The organism is Stenotrophomonas sp. GD03819, from assembly GCF_029841665.1.
In the GTDB taxonomy this organism is placed as follows: domain Bacteria; phylum Pseudomonadota; class Gammaproteobacteria; order Xanthomonadales; family Xanthomonadaceae; genus Stenotrophomonas; species Stenotrophomonas geniculata.
In genome coordinates this window covers 54,883-72,989 of record NZ_JAOCEW010000004.1, presented here as the reverse complement: position 1 = coordinate 72,989, position 18,107 = coordinate 54,883, and the positions used below count along the sequence as shown (strand labels likewise).

The window sequence follows — 18,107 nt, the reverse complement described above, 5'->3', positions numbered from 1 at the left end:
CATCGCCGGCGCTGCCGGTGTTTACGGAATGATCGAACGATGAGCAACGCGCAACACTGGATTGCCCGCAAGGGCCAGCCGCTGCAGGGCAGCCTGACCATTCCCGGCGACAAGTCGGTCTCGCACCGCTCGGTGATGTTCGCCGCGCTGGCCGATGGCACCTCGCATATCGAGGGCTTCCTGGAAGGCGAAGACACCCGCGCCACGGCGCGCATCTTCAGCCAGCTCGGCGTGCGCATCGAAACCCCCAGCCCGTCGCAGCGCATCGTGCACGGCGTCGGCATCGACGGCCTGCAGGCACCCAGCGCACCGCTGGACTGCGGCAACGCCGGTACCGGCATGCGCCTGCTGGCCGGCCTGCTGGCAGGCCAGGCATTCGACTGCACGCTGATCGGCGATGAATCGTTGTCGGGCCGCCCGATGCGCCGCGTCACTGGCCCGCTGTCGCAGATGGGCGCGAAGATCGACACCCAGGATGACGGCACGCCGCCGTTGCATGTGCATGGCGGCCAGTCGCTGCATGGCATCGACTTCGCCTCGCCGGTGGCCAGCGCACAGATCAAGTCCGCAGTGCTGCTGGCCGGCCTGTACGCGCAGGGCGAAACCAGCGTGCTGGAACCGCATCCGACCCGTGACTACACCGAGCGCATGCTGTCGGCGTTCGGCGTGGACATCGAATTTTCACCGGGCAAGGCCCGCCTGCGTGGCGGCCAGCGCCTGCGCGCCACGGACATCGTGGTGCCGGCCGACTTCTCGTCTGCGGCGTTCTACCTGGTGGCCGCCAGCATCATTCCGGGTTCCGAGCTGCGCCTGAAGCAGGTCGGCCTGAACCCGCGCCGCACTGGCCTGCTGCACGCGCTGCGCCTGATGGGGGCGGACATCACCGAAGAGAATCCGGCCGAGCAGGGCGGTGAGCCGGTGGCGGACCTGGTGGTGCGCTATGCGCCGCTCAAGGGCGCGCGCATTCCGGAAGCGTTGGTGCCGGACATGATCGACGAGTTCCCGGCGCTGTTCGTGGCCGCCGCCGCCGCAGAAGGCCAGACCGTGGTGAGCGGTGCGGCCGAGCTGCGGGTGAAGGAATCCGACCGCCTTGCTGCGATGGCCACCGGCCTGCGCGCGCTGGGCATGCAGGTGGACGAAACCGAAGACGGCGCCACCCTGCATGGTGGCGTTCGCCTGGGCAGCGGCACCATCGAAAGCCACGGTGACCATCGCATCGCCATGGCGTTCGCCATCGCCGGCCAGATCAGTGACGGCGAAGTGCGCATCAACGACATCGCCAATGTCGCCACGTCCTTCCCGGATTTCGATGGCCTGGCGCGCAGCGCCGGGTTCAACCTGGCCTGATCGTCACAGCAACCTCCGGGCCACGCCCGGCGGATCGCATTGCAAGGTAGAAGCCAACCTCGGTTGGCGCGCTCACCTCATCCGGTAGGTGCCAACCTCGGTTGGCACGCTTTTCCGCATAAAAGGACGGAGGCCGAAGCCTCCGTCTAAACATCACGAACCCCTCGTCCGCGATCAACGCTGCTCGGTACGGAAATCCACCGGGACCCGCACCACGCTGGCGACGGCACGGCCCTCGTGCATCGCCGGCTGGAACTTCCAGTTCTGCACGGTGTTCAGTACCGCGCGATCCAGATCACGACTGCGCTCGCCGCTGCGCGAAACGATCGCAGCATCAGCGACATTGCCGTGGGCATCTACACTCAGGCTGGCGATCACGCTGCCCTGCACGCCACTACGCAGCGCAGCGGCGGGGTAGGTGGGCATGCGGTTGCTGGCCAGCGGGCGGGCCTCACGATTGCGCACTACCGGCGCGGCCTTCCGCGAAGCAGTAGCCGGGGCTGCCTGGCGCGCGGCAGGGGCGGCTGCATCCGTCACCGCGGCCTGCTCGGGGGCTGGCAACATGCGCTCACCGACCGGCGCCGGGGCCACATCTTCCTGGTTGGAATGACGCAGCCAGAGCAGGGCGGCAGCAAACATCGCCACGATCAGCGCGATCCACATCCAGGGTGACGTGGGTTTGTGCTGCAGGCTGGAATCCTCCTGCAGCTGCGGCGAATGAAGGTCTTCGTGGGTGGTGGCAGTCATCGCTAACTCCTTCCGTCAATGGACGACGTGGGAAGTGTTGCGCGAGCCACGGACGAGAAGTGTCAGCGTTGCGTCAACGCCACCGGCAGGGTTCAGTTTGCCTGCCGGGAAGCGTTCAGTTACTGGGTCTTGAAGTCGAACGGCACTTCAATGCTGCCGGGGACGGCCTGGCCGTTGCTCTGCGCCGGAGTGAAGCGCCAGCGGCGCACGGCGTCGGTGGCAGCACGGTCGAGCTCGCGTGAACCGCTGCGCTGGATCACCGTGGCGTTGTTTGGATAGCCGGTGGCGTCCACGTCCACCCGCACCACCACGGTGCCGGTCTCGCCAGCGCGCAGCGCGGCAGCCGGGTAGGCGGGGGGCGGCGACTGGCCGGCAATCGGCATCGGCTGGCTGTTGCCGGTGGCCGCCGGCGCAGGGCCCGGTGCGGCCGGGGCTGCTTCAGCGATGGGGGCAGGCGGCGGTGGGGCGGTTTCGACCAGCTTTGGTGCTTCTTCCTCTATCGGGGCCGGCTTGGCATCGGGCATGTCGCTGGAACCGGCCGCAGCGGCCAACGGCTCCGGCAGGGGCTCGACCTGGGCGGTTTCCTGCGGCGTCTGGGCGGCAGGATCGGCGCGGAAGAACTCCTTGTCGCGACCGGTCAGCCAGACCAGCACGAACAGCAGTACGCCCACGCCGAAGGCGATGCCGGCGATCTTCAGGGCGTTGCGCGGGATATGCACAGTGAACGACTTGGCGGACGACGAGCGGGGTGCAGACATGGACCGGACCAGTACGGAATGGCCCGATTCTGCCACGGCGGGAATGAACCGGGCGGCAGAAATCCGTATAACAAGCGATAATCCCATCCCTGATACCCACCACGACACCTGCCATGCTTGATCCAGCCCTGCTCCGCCACCAGCCCGCCGACCTCGCCGAACGCCTGCGCACCAGCCGCGGCTTCGAGCTCGACGTGTCTGCCCTGGAGTCCCTGGAGGCCGATCGCAAGCGCATCCAGGTGCGGACCCAGGAGCTGCAGAGCCTGCGCAACAGCCGTTCCAAGGCCATCGGCCAGGCCAAGGCCAAGGGCGAGGACGTCTCGGCCATCATGGCCGAGGTTGCCGCCTTCGCCGACGAGCTGAAGGCCTCGGAAGTGGCGCTGGACGAGCTGCGCGAGAAGATCGAAGCGATCTCGATGGGCATTCCGAACCTGCCGGCCGATGACGTACCGGCCGGTGCCGACGAGAACGACAACGTCGAGCAGGCACGTTGGGGTACCCCGCGCCAGTTCGATTTCAAGGTGCTCGACCACGTCGAACTGGGCGCCCGCAACGGCTGGCTGGACGGCGAGACCGCGGCCAAGTTGTCTGGCTCGCGCTTCACCGTGCTGCGCGGCCCGATCGCGCGCCTGCACCGTGCGCTGGCCCAGTTCATGGTCGACCTGCACACCGGTGAGCACGGCTACGAGGAAACCAACGTGCCGCTGCTGGTCAACGCCGATTCGCTGCGTGGCACCAGCCAGCTGCCGAAGTTCGAGGACGATCTGTTCAAGACCGCCGTGGGCGACTCCACGCGTTACCTGATCCCGACCTCGGAAGTGCCGCTGACCAACATCGTGCGCGACGAGATCGTCGAGGCCGAGCGCCTGCCGCTGCGCATGACCGCCCACTCGATGTGCTTCCGTGCCGAGGCTGGCAGTGGTGGCCGCGACGTGCGCGGCATGATCCGTCAGCACCAGTTCGAGAAGGTCGAGCTGGTCTCGATCTGCCGCCCGGAAGACAGCGACGCCGAACACCAGCGCATGACCCGCTGCGCCGAAGTGGTGCTGGAGAAGCTGGGCCTGCCGTACCGCAAGGTGCTGCTGTGCACCGGCGACATGGGCTTCTCGGCCATCAAGACCTACGACCTGGAAGTCTGGCTGCCGTCGCAGGAAACCTATCGCGAGATCTCCTCGTGCTCGAACTGTGGTGACTTCCAGGCCCGCCGCATGCAGGCGCGCTGGCGCAACCTGGCCACCGGCAAGCCGGAACTGGCGCACACGCTGAACGGCTCGGGCGTGGCGGTTGGCCGCGCGATGATCGCAGTGATGGAGAACTACCAGAACGCCGACGGCAGCATCACCGTGCCGGAAGCGCTGCGCCCGTACATGGGTGGGCTGGAAACCATCGCCTGATTCCTTGATCGAGTGGGTGCCATGCATGCATGGCACCGCTGTGGCTCTGGTGGGTGCCATGCTTGCATGGCACCGAATCCACGCATGGCGTGGATCTACTGGAGGATGTTGCACGCGCCCGGCATGAATTCACCGATGCCTCAGTAGATCCACGCCATGCGTGGATGAACCCCGCGATTACCGCATGGCCCGCAGCTTCTCCAGCGGCACCCATCCCGGTTCGCCGGTCTCCGGCACGCACCACGCCCAACCATTGAGCGTGCGCTGCCCACGCAGCACCTGCCCGGGATCCACATCCAGCTCCCGTGCGCAGTAATCCTCGGTGGCAAACGCGTCACCCTGCGCAGTGCGACCGATCACGGGCGCCGGCACGAAACCGGGCTGCTGCCCTTCGGCTTCGCACAGGAACCAGTCGTCCCAGCCCTCCGGGCCTTCATAGCGTTCGCCCACCACCAGCGCCTGGCCACGGCGCAGGGTGATCGGGTGCGGAAATTCGCTGCGGTGTGCAGTGGTCACGATGTAGTTCATGGCCCCAGCCTAACGTTCTGGTGAGCGCCGCGCATGGCACCGAATCCACGCACACGTGCAGTAGATCCACACCGTGCGTGGATGGCGAGCCCTCGGGCCAGACACAGAAAAGCGGCCCCCCAAAGCGGGGCCGCCAGGGTGGGCCGGGATGGGGGAGGGGATCCCGGCCCGCGTTCAGCGCCCAGACGAGGAGAGAGGGGCACCGAACGCTGGAACGCTTATGCAGCGGCGGCTTCAGCCGCTTCGTGCGACGGCAGGGCCGCCAACGCGCCAGCGATGGCGTCTTCACGGTGCTGCGGCGAGTAGGCGATGCCTTCGGCACGTACGAACTCGATGTCGTTGATGCCCCAGAAGGCGAACGTCTGGCGCAGGAACGGTTCCTGGAAGTCGGCCGGCGAATCGGTGTAGATGCCGCCGCGGCTGCTGACCACGATCACGCGCTTGCCGCCGGCCAGGCCGATCGGGCCGTTCTCGGTGTACTTGAAGGTGCGCCCGGCCACGGCCACGCGGTCGATCCAGGCCTTCAGCGTGGACGGGATGCTGAAGTTGTACATCGGCGCGCCGATCACCACGATGTCCGCGGCAAGGAACTGCTCGAGCACCTGTTCAGCATCGGCGGCTTCGGCCGCGTCCGCCTTGGCCAGCGAGCTGCTGCGAAGATGCGGTACCGGATTGGCGTCAAGATCGCGATAATCGATCTGCAGGCCTTCGATCTGCTGCTTGAAGCGGGCCACCACGGCGTCGGTCAGGTGGCGGGAGACGGAGTTCTCGCCAAGCACGCTGGCGTCGAGATGCAGAAGCTTCATGGCAGTCACCTATGTTCTGGGAGGGAGGGGCGGGGTGGCCCCGCCGACGGAGAGAACGATAGGTTGTTGCAAAGGCGGGATAAAGGTGGTTGAATGCCACGTATTGTTCTAGATATGGAACTCGGGCATGCATGACCTGAATGATCTGTACTACTTCGCGATGGTGGTCGACCACGGCGGATTTGCCGCCGCCGAGCGTGCGCTGGGCATCCCCAAGTCGCGCCTGAGCCGCCGCATCAGCCAGCTGGAGACCGACCTGGGCGTGCGCCTGCTGCAGCGCTCCACGCGCCGTTTCGCGGTCACCGACGTCGGCACCAGCGTGCACCGCCACGCGCAGACGATGCTGGCCGAGGCGCAGGCCGCCCGCGAAGTGGTCGACCGCCTCAGTGCGGAACCGCGCGGCGTGGTGCGCGCCAGCGTGCCGGTGTCGCTGGCGCAGATGCAGCTGCCCAAGCTGCTGCCCAAGTTCCTTGAGCAGTACCCGAAGGTGCGCCTGCAGCTGAACATCAGCAACCGCCGCGTGGACATCATCAACGAAGGCTATGACGTGGCCCTGCGCGTGCGTTCGCGCCTGGACGACGACGGCAGCCTGGTGATGCGCAGCTTCGGACAGGTGCAGGAACTCCTGGTGGCCAGCCCGAAGTACCTGGACCGCGCTGGCCGCCCGAAGGACCCGGAAGAGCTGACCCAGCACGTCACCCTCAGCATCAGCGAAGACGAAGCGCGCCAGCGCTGGGAACTGCATGGGCCGGAAGGCGAAGTGCGCCGGGTCGACCTGCAGCCACGCGTGGCCGGCTTCGATTTCCCGCTGCTGCAGAGCATGGTGAAGGACGGCTTCGGCATCACCATGCTGCCGGAGACTGTGTGCGCCGATGCGGTGCGTAACGGCGAGCTGGAAGTGGTGCTGCCGGACTGGTCGCTGCCGCAGGGCGTGTGCCATGCCGTGTTCGCCTCGCGTCGCGGCCTGCTGCCGGCAGTGCGCGTGTTCATCGACTTCCTGGCCGAGCACCTGCCGCCGCAGCTGGAGGCCTCGCGCCTGGATTGCGGTGGCGCCTGTGAAAAGGCCAAGGAGCGGATCAAGGCCAGTGCGCTGGGCGCGTTGGCAGTGGATGCGGGCTGAGGCACCTGCCCACAACTGCACCGCCAATCTGTGAAACGGTAGCGCCGGGCCATGCCCGGCGTTGCTGCTTTCCGGCCCCGGTCACTTCCGCCCGAACAACCGGTCCCAGAAGCTGCGCTGGGGCGGTGCGGCCGGTGTGGGCTCGGCCATGACCGGTGCTTCCAGCACCGCCATCAGCTCCGCGCTGCGTGGCTTCTTCAGGAAGCGCGCATAGTCCAGGTAGCTGGTCACCTTGCTCATGTGCAGCCGCTCGGGCATTGCCGGCAACGCGCCGCCCTGCAGGAGTACCCGCAATGCCTCTGGACGGTCCAGACGGATCGCCTCGAACACGGCGGTGCCGCCGCAACCAGGCTCGATCTGGTTGGCGCGCTGTGGCGCATCCTTCAGCAGGTCGCGCAGTGCGTTCGCATCATCGCGTCCCACCGCCGCTACAAGCCGTGCCAGCGCTTCAGCCTCTTCGGGTGGAAGGCTGTCGCGATAGGCCTGGTCGGCGATCTCGCGCTCGTCGCGCCCGTCTCCGCCCTGGATGCACAGGAAATCGGTGACCAGAGCGACCGGAATGCCGGACGTATCCAGCGCCCAGTAACTGGGGTAAACGCCGTCGCCCCAGCCGCTGGTGAATACGACCAGGCCATGCGGTGAGTCCTCGCCCCAGGGGCGGTATTCGGTGCCTTCGTCCAGGCCATCATGGTCGATCAGCGCATCCGACCACTCGCCGCCTTCGTCGCCATCGGCCCGTTCGATCAGGGCCAGCAGTGCCTGCTGGGTGTCGGTGTCCATGAAGCAGCCGATGCCGGCGTCGACCGGGTAGCCGATGAAGCTGTCCTCATCCAGTCCGGTCAGGTCCTGCGTGGTCCAGCGCGCCATCTGCCAGTGCAGGGCAGACGCAATGAGGGCTTCGCGGGGCTTGAACCAGACCACGGCCAGCGCCGGGCGGCCGCTGTGCACGATGATCTCGACCGGATGCCGACCCACCGGAGCGGTGTAGTCGGCCAATGCCGGTGCTTCGGCCTGGACCAACGGATCGCAGACCACAAGATGCCCGCTGCTGACCGGCAGGTGCCCGGCGAACGTGCGGTGCAGGGCCACTGCGGCCAGCTGGGTGTCGTCCAGCAGGGTGGTGCGCAGGTTGGCCAGGTCGAGATGGGCCATGGGGGCTCCGATTGCAGTGAAGGCCCCACCGTGCCGGATGCGAAGGTCGGGAGCAAGGGTGGTCTTGGGCAAATGCCCTTCACGTGCGAGAATACGCCGCTGCCCGGGCAACCGGGACCCGATTGGAGAGATGGCCGAGCGGTTTAAGGCACCGGTCTTGAAAACCGGCGAAGGGTCAAACCTTCCGTGGGTTCGAATCCCACTCTCTCCGCCAGTTGTTTCAAAGAGCCCCTGGAAACAGGGGCTTTTTTGTTTTCTCGCCTTGCTGCTCGTCAGTTCATCAATCCAGCTATTGGGTTCCAGGGGCAGAGGGGCTGCAGTCGCGCAGAGCACGCATGCTGCCAAGCGTTCTGGCTGACAGGCGACAGAGAGAGTGTGCAGGACGTGAGATCAGGGGCCAAGATCCCGCGTGGGTTCCAGCGAGCGCATCTCGGGCTACCGGCTCCGTGACAACACACTGACGGTTGAAAATGGAACACTCTACTCAATAGCAATCGTAACCACGTCGTACACTAATACTCGGCCCGCAACAGGCTGCGCAGGATTCCCACGGCATTCATTGGAGGAGGCTAAGTGAAAGCAGGCGCTATTTACATGAGTGTGCTCGGACTGCTCTTCGGGAGTGTTGTGTCCACCACTGCACTTGCTCAGAAGAATGTTTCCGAGAGTGAGAAATTGGAGGAGCTGGATGAGGAGACTGCGGTTGCGGTCAGCTCCCTCCTTTCCAGAGTCAAGTCTCTATCGGTTGATGAAGCAATCAGACGGATTCAGCTGGAGGCGGCAGTGGCACCCAGCATCCAGGACATTCGTCGAGAGTATGCCGGGCGCTTGACGGAAATCAGCATCGAGCAGTCGCCTGACTTTCACGTTTCGGTGAAGCTCAAGGGAGATGGTGCTGTAGCAGGGCGGCAATGGACGACGGCGGCTGGTAAAGCACGTGTCGAGTTCTCCTCTGGGCACCTTTTCACGGAGGAGGAGTTCACCAAGCAACTGAAGGAAATTCGGCTGGCAGTACAGTCAGCTATCCCTGGTTTCGTTGGATTGACCGGATATGCCGGAGATAACGAGGCTGAGGTCAGAATACGTGGGGATGAACAGGACGCCAAGAAGTACATGGGAATCCTGTCCAAGCTCGAACGTGCCTATCGCGTAAAGCTCCGTTTCAAGACGTCGGACGTTCCTGAAAGCAATTCCATATATGCAATCGGCGGAGCCGTGCTGCAGTCAAACAATTCATACTGCACCACCGGATTTACGGTGAAGCACGTGGCTACAGGTCTAAAGGGAATCATAACGGCAGCGCATTGCCCCGACGATGTCATCTATGGCAACTATGGGAGTAGCCAGAACGGGACCTTGGTTACGTTCCCCTTGATATTCCAGGATCAAAGGAACGATGCGCAAACCGATGTACAGTGGCATCGAATTCCATCTCCGCACATTCCTTTGCTGGAGGCGTACGCCTCGTCAACGGTGTCAACGCGATTTATTGCGAACGTTTACAATGTGCCAGCGAAAGACGGTACCATCTGCTTCCGTGGTTCGCGTAGCGGATATAGCTGTGGAATAGTCACGTCGGTTAAGCATAGTCCTGGAAACATTTGTGGGCCCACCGAGTCTATGCAATGCGATGAGGTCTGGTTCAAGGTAGAGGGAAGCTCGCTCGCGTGCGGTGGTGGCGACAGCGGTGCTGCAATGTTCTTCCAGGATACCGGTTATGGCATTGTCAAGTCTGCGCGCTCGGACACGCCGCTGCCGGGCGAGTGCAAGTCGCTCACCGGAATGCCGTTCAGTCGCGTCAGGGCTTGGGGGTTCCAGCCCAACTAGAGACTGCCTCAATAAGCTTCTCTGACTGGTTGAGCCGTGTATTGAGCTCCGTACGGTCTGTGCAGCTGGCGACGCTGCTGGTACCAGCGACGTCGCCTACATGGCCGTCGTTCTCTCCGCCAGAATCATGAAATGGCCCCTGGGAACAGGGGCTTTTTTCTGCCTCCGCAGCTGCTGTCCGGCCATCGAACCATCAGGCCAGCTTGCACGGGTTGGCGTGGGTGCATATGGGTTTGGCTGAACGCGCTTACCCGCGTCGCCCACCCCTCGGCTTGTTGTGGCACAACGGGTAGCTGGAGCACGACCGGAACGCCCCATGCGGCCCATCGCGGTCCACGAACACGCCGACCTTGCACACTGGGCAGCGTTCTTCGTGGATGGCCGCGCCTGAAATCGCGGTCACTTCCACCGCCCCATCCTTCACCAGCTCATCCAGGAACGGCGAACGTTTCCCCTGCAGAGTGAACATGGCAACCGACCGTCGCGCACGCGTCAGCGCCACATAGAACAAACGCCGTTCTTCGCTCAGTGGATAGGTGTCGCCATCCGGCATCGCCAAGGAAAGCACAGGATCATCCGCACGCAGGCTCGGGAAGCCTCGATGGACCATTCCCGGCAGGATCACATAATCCGCCTCGCGCCCCTTCGAGCGATGAGCGGTCAGGAACTCGACGTCCATCGTGCTGCCAAAGGCTGTCTTCCAATCCGAAGGCATCGCGCTGCGATCGGCGCGGTAGCGCCCCAGGATGAACACCGTCACGCGTCCATCGCGCCCTTGTGGCACCGCCCCGGACAACAATTGCTGATGCAGCTTGGTGAGGTACTGGCGAACGCCATCCTGCACCTCCTCACGCCGATTCATCTGGAACGCCTGCAGCACCGGGCCCATTGCCGGTGCAGCGGAGCGAACCTGCTTGACGATCTGCGCGGGGTTGCGGCTGATGAAGCGGCTGGAAACATCACACAGCACCTGAGGGCAGCGGAACGTCTGCTCCAGTTTCAGCACCCGGCCATGGCCCATCCACTCGCGGAATCCGGTCATCACTGAAACGTCGGCGCCGGCGAAGCGATTGATCGACTGCCAGTCATCGCCCACCGCAAACAGAGAGCGGCCGGGGCGGCTGACCAAGGCACGGCAGAGGCGTGCGCGGGCGCGCGAAGCGTCCTGGAACTCATCGGCCATCACCAGCTCGTAGGGCGATTCGTAGCTACCCTGTTCCAGCAGCCCGGCCGCCATGTTGAGCATGTCTTCGAAATCGATGCCGTGCTCGTCAGCTAGTGCGTTGTCCCAGGCCTGGAAAACAGGGCTGGCGATTTCCAGGAAGCGTCGATGCCGTTCCTTGAACTGATCTTCGGGCATCTGCCGCAGGCGCGCGGCCATATCGTCCAGCGTCAGACAGTTGCTCTTGGCGTGGGCAATGAAGGTGCGCATCAAGCCGATCAGGTCTGCATCCGGCATCGGCTTGGCGCCCTGATCGGGCAACTCGCGGTCAGGGTTCGGGTCGAGTTCGACATCAGACGCGCCAAGTCGCTCCGCAAGATCCTGCAGGGCATGTCCACTGCGCAGGCCGAACGACGTCGTCTCGACCAGCGCGGTGCCGCGCGCTGCATGCTGCTGGCGCTTCCAGTGCATACCTTCAGCGTAGTGGGCGAAGTGCGCCGGCGGCTGGCCATTGGCATCCAGCGCAAAGTGCTCGTGATACAGCCCGGCGTCCGGGTAATAGAAGTCCGGACGATACTGGCGATGGGTGTCGGTCGCCGTATCGAATTCGTAGCGCCGCTCGTAGTCGTACGTCACGCCGTTGTAGAAGAGCCAGTCGGCGATCACGCACTCTTCCAGGCTCTTCACCCGCTCACCCTGCAGGGTGCGGATGTAGGGCATGCCATCGCGGTCGTAGCCGTCGGCCTCCATTTCCGCGCCGAATGGTGGCAGGTCGCGCCCGAACACCAGGCGGAACATGTCCCATTGGGTGCGGAAGTGGGTCGAGCGATCCTTCAGGTCGTCCACCAGTTCGGCCAGCTTGTTGAAGCCCAGCGTGGCGTCAATGGCCCATTCCGGGATATCGGGCTTGCGCCCCGTGGCTTTGGCGATGATGGCCAGGCCGAGTGCATGGAAGGTCCGTACCTCAATCGTGATGTCGCCCATGCCTAATCGGTTGAAGGAACGCTGTGCGCGCTCTTCAAGCTCTCTGGTGGCATCCTTGTTGAAGGCGAGCATCACGATGCGTTCGGGTTCGACAAAGCCGCGGTCAATGGCATACGCGGCCTTGGCGACCATCGTGGAGGTCTTGCCTGAGCCGGCCGCGGCCACGACCTGGACCCGGTTGTCGAAGCAGATGACGGCGCGGGCCTGTTCCTCGGTCAGCGGCTTGCTCTCGACCCGGTCCAGGAAGTCCTTGGCCAGCACCAGCTCCCGCGTCGCCATGGTCGCATTGGCGTCCCCCCATACGGCGGGCCAATCCAGCTGCCAGTCGTGCAGGGCATCCAATGCGGCACGATGGCTATGGGAGTGCAGGTCGTCGTGCACATCCTCATCGAGGAACAGCCGTTCCAGCTCGGCCGGCGACAAGGGCAGGGTGGGGCGCTCGGCCAGCAGGATATGCTGCTGTTCGTGGGTGATCCAGCGGCGGCCGGCGGTGCCCCGGTCAGTGAGGGCGTCGGCCTCGGCCAGCCACGATTGGATCTGCTCCAGGATGTCCTCGAAGAGCGCCTTGCGCCCGCGTGTGGTGCGCGCGAAGAGCACCTGCTGGACAGCACCCGCGAGGTGGGAAGCCTGGCCGTTGGGCAGGCCGTCCACGGACAGCGTTTCGCCGTCCTCGCTCTGCAGCGCAACCCTGGCCCAGAACAGGCCCGGAAGAACCCGCACACGCTGGTCATCATCGACGTGTTGGCGGTACTGCCGGCCTTCAATCAGAAGCTCGACATGCTCGCCATCCAGCCGCAGCCGCCAGTCCGGCGAGCGGGTCACACGCTGGCCCCAGCCCGAGGGGCGCCATTCCATAGACATCAAGATACTGCCTTGCGTACGTCACTGGGCGTAAAGCGCCCTTACAGCCCCATGATAAGGGGGCTTGATCAGGCGCGTGACTGTTGCCGTGCGGTCGGAGTGGGTTAGGCATGTCGCCATGCCGTAGCGGATGGCTGCGACCACTGCGTGGATGGCGCCCCGGGAAGGAATCCAATGCCTGCAGGAATGTTCTCTACATCTGGCCGCAACTGCCTTCTGGCTGTTGTACTGTCTTTGGCAGCACTGCCTGCGGCGGCGCAATCGCCCACCCCATCACTGTTCTGTGGCTTCTGGACTGAAGAGGCGGATGGAACATGGAGTGTGTCCCGAGAGGTGGACGCAGCAACGGGTGCCACGGCATCGCGCGACACCTACGAATGGACGTCAAACAGCACGCCATTCGGCACTGGCATGGCCAGCAGCTGGACCCTGAATTACTACTGGCCACAAGACGCGACGCGCCAGAAGGTTGTTCCAGAGGCCGAGGTTGTAGTGGTCATGGATTTCCGTTTTGACGCCAAGGAAATCGGCCAGGAGCCGAAGGATCCCGGCCACACCTGGATACACCTGTATCGGTCGGAAGATCCGAACAAGCAGTTTTCGGTCTACTCCACCAGCCTGACGGGCAGTATGGACTGGAATCGCCTCCGAAACGGAAACCTCGGCGGAAGGGCTTTTCTGTCTTTGGATACGCTGCTGGCTTACGGTACGGGCCTGGAAAAACTGGTGTGGCACATCCGCGGTGCGCCTAACGCTCTGGGTGTGACGGAAAGTTACGCCAAGGGCGTGCTGCCCATCGCGACGATGCGCGGCAAGCTGGCGAAGATTCCGAAGCTACGTGCTGAACTGGACCGGAAAGCGGGGAAATTCCGCAGCGAATGCAAGCTGCCGATTGAAGTTTCAGAATAGCGCTGCATAGACGCAGAGCACGGCATCGGCCCCGCGGCGGCAGCGTGCCACCGCGGGACTGCCTGCCGTCAGGCATTCACATCCACCACAATCCGCCCACGCACCTTGCCTGGGATGATCTGGTCGTAGACGTCCAGCACCTCGGCAAGCCCAATCAGCTGCACGGTGCTTTCGAGCTTCTGCGGGTCCAGGTCGGTGGCAAGCCGGTCCCACGCACGCTGGCGAACGGCCTGCGGCGCATTCACCGAATCCACGCCGGCAAGCGTCACGTTGCGGAGAATGAAGGGCAGCACCGAGCCATGCAGCTCATCACTCTGCGCCAGCCCGCACGCGGCCACTGCGCCGCGGTACTTCGTCTCGGCAAGGGCGTTGACGAGGGTAGGGCCGCCTGCCACATCGACCACGCCGGCCCAGCGCTCGGCACTCACCGGCCGCTCGCGCGGTTCTGAAAGCTGCGCGCGGTCGATGATCTCGGCGGCGCCCAGGCTGTGCAGATACTCGGCGTGTTCCGGGCGCCCGGTGGCGGCCACCACGCGATAGCCCAGCTTTGAAAGGATCGCCACCAGCAGCAGTGCGGACTTTCCTGTTCTAAGAAACATCGTCCAGCTCCTGTGCAGACATTCTCGGTAGCCGTAGTACACACTGCGGACATTGCGCGAACCTGCTGTCAATACAGCTAGATGCATTGGCTATTGGACCAGTGCCTCCACCGGATCGAGCCGTGCGGCACGTTGTGCCGGCAGGAATCCGAAGCCAACGCCGATCAGGCTGGAACAGGCGAAGGCGGCCAGAATCGAGTTGACGGAGAACACCAGGCTGAAGCCCGCATCGGCCAGCTCCAGAGCCGCGCCCAACGCAAGGGCCACGCCGATGCCGAGTACACCACCGAGCAGGCAGACCAGCACCGATTCGATCAGGAACTGCTGCAGGATGTCGCTGCGGCGCGCGCCCACCGCCATGCGCACGCCGATCTCGCGGGTGCGCTCGGTCACCGACACCAGCATGATGTTCATTACGCCGATCCCGCCGACCACCAATGCGATGGCTGCGATGGAGCTGATCATCATGGTCAGGATGCTGGTGGTCTGTTCGATGGATTCACGGATCTGCGCGTTGTTGCTCATGTAGAAGTCGGTGCTGCCATGACGCCGCGTCAGCAATCGTCCGATGGCCTGCTCGGCCGCTTCCATGCTGATCGCATCGGAAACGCGTACGGTGATGCTGGACACGTGGCTCTGCCCCAGCATGCGTGCCATGGCGGTGGTGTAAGGCAGCCATACCCGCAGCAGTGACGCATCGCCGGCAGCACCGGCATCTTTCTTCACCACGGCCACAATACGCACAGGCACGTTGCCCAGCAGCAGGGTCTGGCCGATGGGATTGTCCGCGGCAGCGAAGAAGCGAGCGCGGGTATTGGCGTCGATCACCACGACCTGCTGGTAGCCGCTCACACCCGGTGGGCCGAAGAATGCGCCTTCGCCCAGCTTCAGGCCATGCACGCGGAAATACTGCTCGCTGACGCCCTGCACCTGCACGCTGGCCGAACGGTTGCCGCGCAGGGCGGTGCCGCTGGTGGCAACACCGGGGGTGGCGCTGTCCACGAATGGCTGCCGGGCAAGGGCCACGCTGTCGCCGGGAGTGAGTGTTTCCACCCGCGCGGAATGCAGGTCGCCAAAACCCGATCCGGGATAGATTTCGATGGTATTGGTACCCAACGAGGAGATGTTGGACAGGATGGCCTGCCGTGCGCCGGTACCCAGTGCCACCACCGCTACGACCGATGCAATGCCGATGATGATCCCGAGCATGGTCAGGAAGGTGCGCATGCGGTGGGCGTTCATCGCGCGCAATGCCATGCGGAAGGCTTCAGCGAAACGGTCCCGCCAGACCCGCCAGCCGCTGTTGCCCACAGGCTGGGTCACGGCTGGCGTCGCCACGCCCGCTGACAGACCAGTACCGGCTGCACGATCATCCACAATCCGCCCATCGCGGATTTCGATGATGCGCTGCGCATGCTCGGCCACGGCCATGTCGTGCGTAACCAGCACCACGGTATGGCCCTCGGCGTGCAGCTCGCCGAGGATCTTCATCACTTCTTTGCCGGAATGCGTGTCCAACGCACCTGTAGGTTCGTCGGCGAAGATCACTGCGCCGCCATTCATCAGCGCACGTGCAATCGAAACGCGTTGCTGCTGGCCACCCGACAGCTCACCAGGAAGATGCTGCATGCGCTCGCCCAGGCCAAGCCGCGACAACAGCGTGGCCGCACGCGCATGGCGTGCCTCGGCAGGCATGCCGGCGTAGATCGCGGGCACTTCCACATTGCTCAGTGCAGTCAGATCGGTCAGCAGGTGGTAGCGCTGGAAGATGAAGCCGAAGTGTTCGCGGCGTAGTTCGGCCAGTTCATCCGGCGACATCTGCGCGGTCTCGCGCCCGCAGATCTGATAGACACCGGCGGAAGGGCGATCCAGGCAGCCCAGGATGTTCATCAGCGTGGACTTGCCCGAACCGGACTGGCCTACGATGGCCACCAGTTCACCTGCGTGGATATCCAGATCGATGCCGTCAAGTACCACCAATGTCTGCTCGCCTGCGGCAAACTCGCGGCGTACGCCGCGAACGCGCAGCAGCGGCTCGGTCGTGGTCGTGCTCATCTGGACTGCGTGGGTGCGCTGGTGGCTTCGGCGTCGGCCTGCGCCAGCACGACCTGTTCGCCTTCCTTCAGCCCGGTGCGTACTTCCACCTGGATCTGATCATCCAGCCCGGTAGTGACGCGCCGCGTGCTGGCGCTGCCGTCGGCACCACGTACCTGCACGCTGTAACTGCCATCGGCGGCGCGCGCACCCAATGCGGCCGAGGGAATGGTCAGTACGTTGTTGGCGCGGCCCAGCACGATGCGGACCTGCGCGGTCATGTAGCTGCGCAGGCGGCCATCGGCGTTATCCACGTCGAACTGGCCGTTGTAGTACATGGCCGTGCGGCTGCCACCCGACACTGCCGGTGCAGCAAGGCTGGAGCTGTCTTCGTTGGTGATGGATTCCGGCGCTGGCGCGATATCCCGCAACGTGCTGCTGTAGCGGCGGCCGGCATCACCAAGAATGGTGAAGAATGCTTCCTGGCCAACAGACGTGTGTACGACGTCGGCCTCGGAGATCTCGGCGTACACCGTCATCACGTCCTGGTTGCCCAGCATCACGATGGTGGGGGCGCTCTGCACCGCATTCACGGTCTGCCCCTGGCGCGCGACCACGACCAGTACGGTTCCGTCGGTGGGGGCGGTGATGCGGGTGTACTCCAGATTGGTCTGAGCAACATCGACGTCGGTCTGTCGGCGCGCCACTTCACCGTCCAGCGCAGCGACCTGTTCACGGGTGGCATCGACCTTGGCCTTGGCTGTATCGAAGTCGGCGCGGGCTACCAGTTGCGAGGCCACCAGTTGCTGCTGCCGATGCAGTGTCAGTTCGAACTGGCGCAGGTCGGTGGCCAGCGCATCGCGGTTGGCACGCGCGGTGCGTTGTGCGGCCTGCGCGCTGAGCAATGCATTGCGTTGAGTACGCGAGTCGATGTCGGCGATGGGATCGCCGGCTTTCACTTTGTCGCCCAGCTTTACATGCAGGGTATCGATGCGGCCGGAGACCTGTGCACCCACGCTTACCAGTTGCGAGGGCTTCAGCGTGCCAGTGGCCTCCACCACCTGTTCGATGCTGCCGCGAGCGACCGGTGCAACCTGCAGGTGCGGAGGTGGTGCGGGCCGCAACCACGCGAACAGAGTCAGCGCGCAGCACAGCAGGCCGGCAGCAACGATGAGCGCACGGCGGCGCTTGCGGGTTACGGTGCTCATCGGCTCAGCAACCAGAAGAGACAGGTCATCGGGGGTCCTTGCGACAGAAGAGACACACGTCTGTCGGGGCAGACGTGGTTGGCCGTCGAGTCTCGATGCGCTGGGTTGCGCGAACCTTGCGGGGCGATCGTTGTGTCAGCGCGCGGCATGAAGAGCGAGCAGTGCCACGGCGATGAACTGCAGGGCGCTACCGAGAACCAGCAGTGCATTTCGCAGCCGGTGACCTGCGATGCGCGCAGCGCAGAGTTGAATCGCCGCGCTGGCCAACAACCAGGGGAAGGTCGAAGCATGCAGCTTCGCCATTCCTGCACCGATGGCGATCAGCAGCGTACTGGCAATCATTATCCCAGCGGCATGGCCGTCCAGGGCCCGCAGCAGCGGTGGCGTTGGGTGCGGGGTTGCCGCCCGCCATGCCGCCAGCCCATGCAGCGCAGCATGCACGGCAACGAACAGGAGCACGGCCGTCGCCACCGCTGTGCTCGCATGCCGATACGCTGAAGCCACCAGCGCAATGCCGGGCAGCAGCAGAAACAACGCGCCGAACAGCCGCATCAACACGCCAGCGCGCTCGATATCGGGGACTGTCCGCAGCCAAAGCGGCCAATGTTGCAGGCCGGGCGCGCGGACATTATGTGGGCGGCGATTCCATGCGGCAGCCGTAAGTCCCGGCG

The 18,107-nt window shown here is 64.5% G+C and carries 14 protein-coding genes, 1 tRNA gene and 1 pseudogene; 6 read left to right on the top strand and 10 right to left on the bottom strand.

Features of this window, described 5'->3' with window-relative positions; all coding sequences use genetic code 11:
- Nucleotides 1-39: 39 nt before the first annotated feature.
- The gene (gene aroA / locus N5D45_RS03600; protein ID WP_053443256.1) at nt 40-1,347 is read left to right on the top strand and encodes a 3-phosphoshikimate 1-carboxyvinyltransferase; all 1,308 of its coding nucleotides are present in this window, start codon (nt 40-42) and stop codon (nt 1,345-1,347) included.
- Between the two features lie 174 nt (nt 1,348-1,521).
- Here the strand turns inward: aroA and N5D45_RS03595 are convergent, their stop codons facing one another.
- Nucleotides 1,522-2,094 (bottom strand): energy transducer TonB, encoded by a 573-nt coding sequence (locus N5D45_RS03595; RefSeq protein ID WP_057503310.1) that lies wholly within the window; start codon nt 2,092-2,094, stop codon nt 1,522-1,524.
- Nucleotides 2,095-2,213: 119 nt separating this feature from the next.
- On the bottom strand, nt 2,214-2,852 hold the full coding sequence (locus tag N5D45_RS03590; protein ID WP_279938469.1) for a TonB family protein: 639 nt from the start codon (nt 2,850-2,852) through the stop codon (nt 2,214-2,216).
- A 113-nt stretch (nt 2,853-2,965) separates the two neighbouring features.
- On the opposite strand from N5D45_RS03590, the gene serS reads away from it, so the two are divergent.
- Nucleotides 2,966-4,246, top strand: coding sequence for a serine--tRNA ligase (serS, locus tag N5D45_RS03585; RefSeq protein WP_279938468.1), 1,281 nt, complete (start codon nt 2,966-2,968; stop codon nt 4,244-4,246).
- 177 nt (nt 4,247-4,423) lie between these two features.
- On the opposite strand, the gene N5D45_RS03580 is transcribed toward serS, so the two are convergent.
- Both N5D45_RS03580 and N5D45_RS03575 read right to left on the bottom strand, forming a co-directional pair.
- Nucleotides 4,424-4,774, bottom strand: coding sequence for a hypothetical protein (locus tag N5D45_RS03580; RefSeq protein ID WP_019337278.1), 351 nt, complete (start codon nt 4,772-4,774; stop codon nt 4,424-4,426).
- 218 nt (nt 4,775-4,992) lie between these two features.
- Nucleotides 4,993-5,580, bottom strand: a complete 588-nt coding sequence (locus tag N5D45_RS03575; RefSeq protein WP_279938467.1) for an NAD(P)H-dependent oxidoreductase — start codon at nt 5,578-5,580, stop codon at nt 4,993-4,995.
- Nucleotides 5,581-5,707: 127 nt separating this feature from the next.
- On the opposite strand from N5D45_RS03575, the gene N5D45_RS03570 reads away from it, so the two are divergent.
- On the top strand, nt 5,708-6,700 hold the full coding sequence (locus N5D45_RS03570) for a LysR family transcriptional regulator (RefSeq protein WP_005410175.1): 993 nt from the start codon (nt 5,708-5,710) through the stop codon (nt 6,698-6,700).
- An 81-nt stretch (nt 6,701-6,781) separates the two neighbouring features.
- Here the strand turns inward: N5D45_RS03570 and N5D45_RS03565 are convergent, their stop codons facing one another.
- Nucleotides 6,782-7,852, bottom strand: a complete 1,071-nt coding sequence (locus tag N5D45_RS03565) for a DUF4241 domain-containing protein (RefSeq protein ID WP_279938466.1) — start codon at nt 7,850-7,852, stop codon at nt 6,782-6,784.
- A 124-nt stretch (nt 7,853-7,976) separates the two neighbouring features.
- Here N5D45_RS03565 and N5D45_RS03560 point away from each other — a divergent pair.
- Together N5D45_RS03560 and N5D45_RS03555 are read left to right on the top strand one after the other, a co-directional pair.
- Nucleotides 7,977-8,066 (top strand) — tRNA-Ser (locus N5D45_RS03560).
- Nucleotides 8,067-8,425: 359 nt separating this feature from the next.
- Nucleotides 8,426-9,679, top strand: a complete 1,254-nt coding sequence (locus N5D45_RS03555) for a S1 family peptidase (protein ID WP_228354637.1) — start codon at nt 8,426-8,428, stop codon at nt 9,677-9,679.
- 247 nt (nt 9,680-9,926) lie between these two features.
- Here N5D45_RS03555 and N5D45_RS03550 read toward each other — a convergent pair whose 3' ends face one another.
- Nucleotides 9,927-12,680, bottom strand: a complete 2,754-nt coding sequence (locus tag N5D45_RS03550; RefSeq protein ID WP_279938485.1) for a UvrD-helicase domain-containing protein — start codon at nt 12,678-12,680, stop codon at nt 9,927-9,929.
- Nucleotides 12,681-12,860: 180 nt separating this feature from the next.
- Between N5D45_RS03550 and N5D45_RS03545 the strand changes: the two genes are divergently transcribed.
- Nucleotides 12,861-13,595 (top strand): hypothetical protein, encoded by a 735-nt coding sequence (locus N5D45_RS03545; RefSeq protein ID WP_228354636.1) that lies wholly within the window; start codon nt 12,861-12,863, stop codon nt 13,593-13,595.
- Nucleotides 13,596-13,663: 68 nt separating this feature from the next.
- On the opposite strand, the pseudogene N5D45_RS03540 reads toward N5D45_RS03545, so the two are convergent.
- The 4 genes and pseudogenes from N5D45_RS03540 to N5D45_RS03525 all read right to left on the bottom strand — a co-directional run.
- Nucleotides 13,664-14,158: pseudogene (locus N5D45_RS03540) on the bottom strand (zinc-binding dehydrogenase); the annotation flags it as partial.
- Nucleotides 14,159-14,284: 126 nt separating this feature from the next.
- A complete protein-coding gene (locus tag N5D45_RS03535; protein WP_279938465.1) occupies nt 14,285-16,249 on the bottom strand; it encodes a MacB family efflux pump subunit in 1,965 nt (654 codons plus the stop codon).
- A complete protein-coding gene (locus tag N5D45_RS03530) occupies nt 16,246-17,436 on the bottom strand; it encodes an efflux RND transporter periplasmic adaptor subunit (protein WP_057503124.1) in 1,191 nt (396 codons plus the stop codon). The genes N5D45_RS03535 and N5D45_RS03530 overlap by 4 nt, the downstream gene beginning before the upstream one ends.
- A gap of 135 nt (nt 17,437-17,571) precedes the next feature.
- Nucleotides 17,572-17,988, bottom strand: a complete 417-nt coding sequence (locus N5D45_RS03525) for a hypothetical protein (RefSeq protein WP_019338181.1) — start codon at nt 17,986-17,988, stop codon at nt 17,572-17,574.
- Between the last annotated feature and the right edge of the window lie 119 nt (nt 17,989-18,107).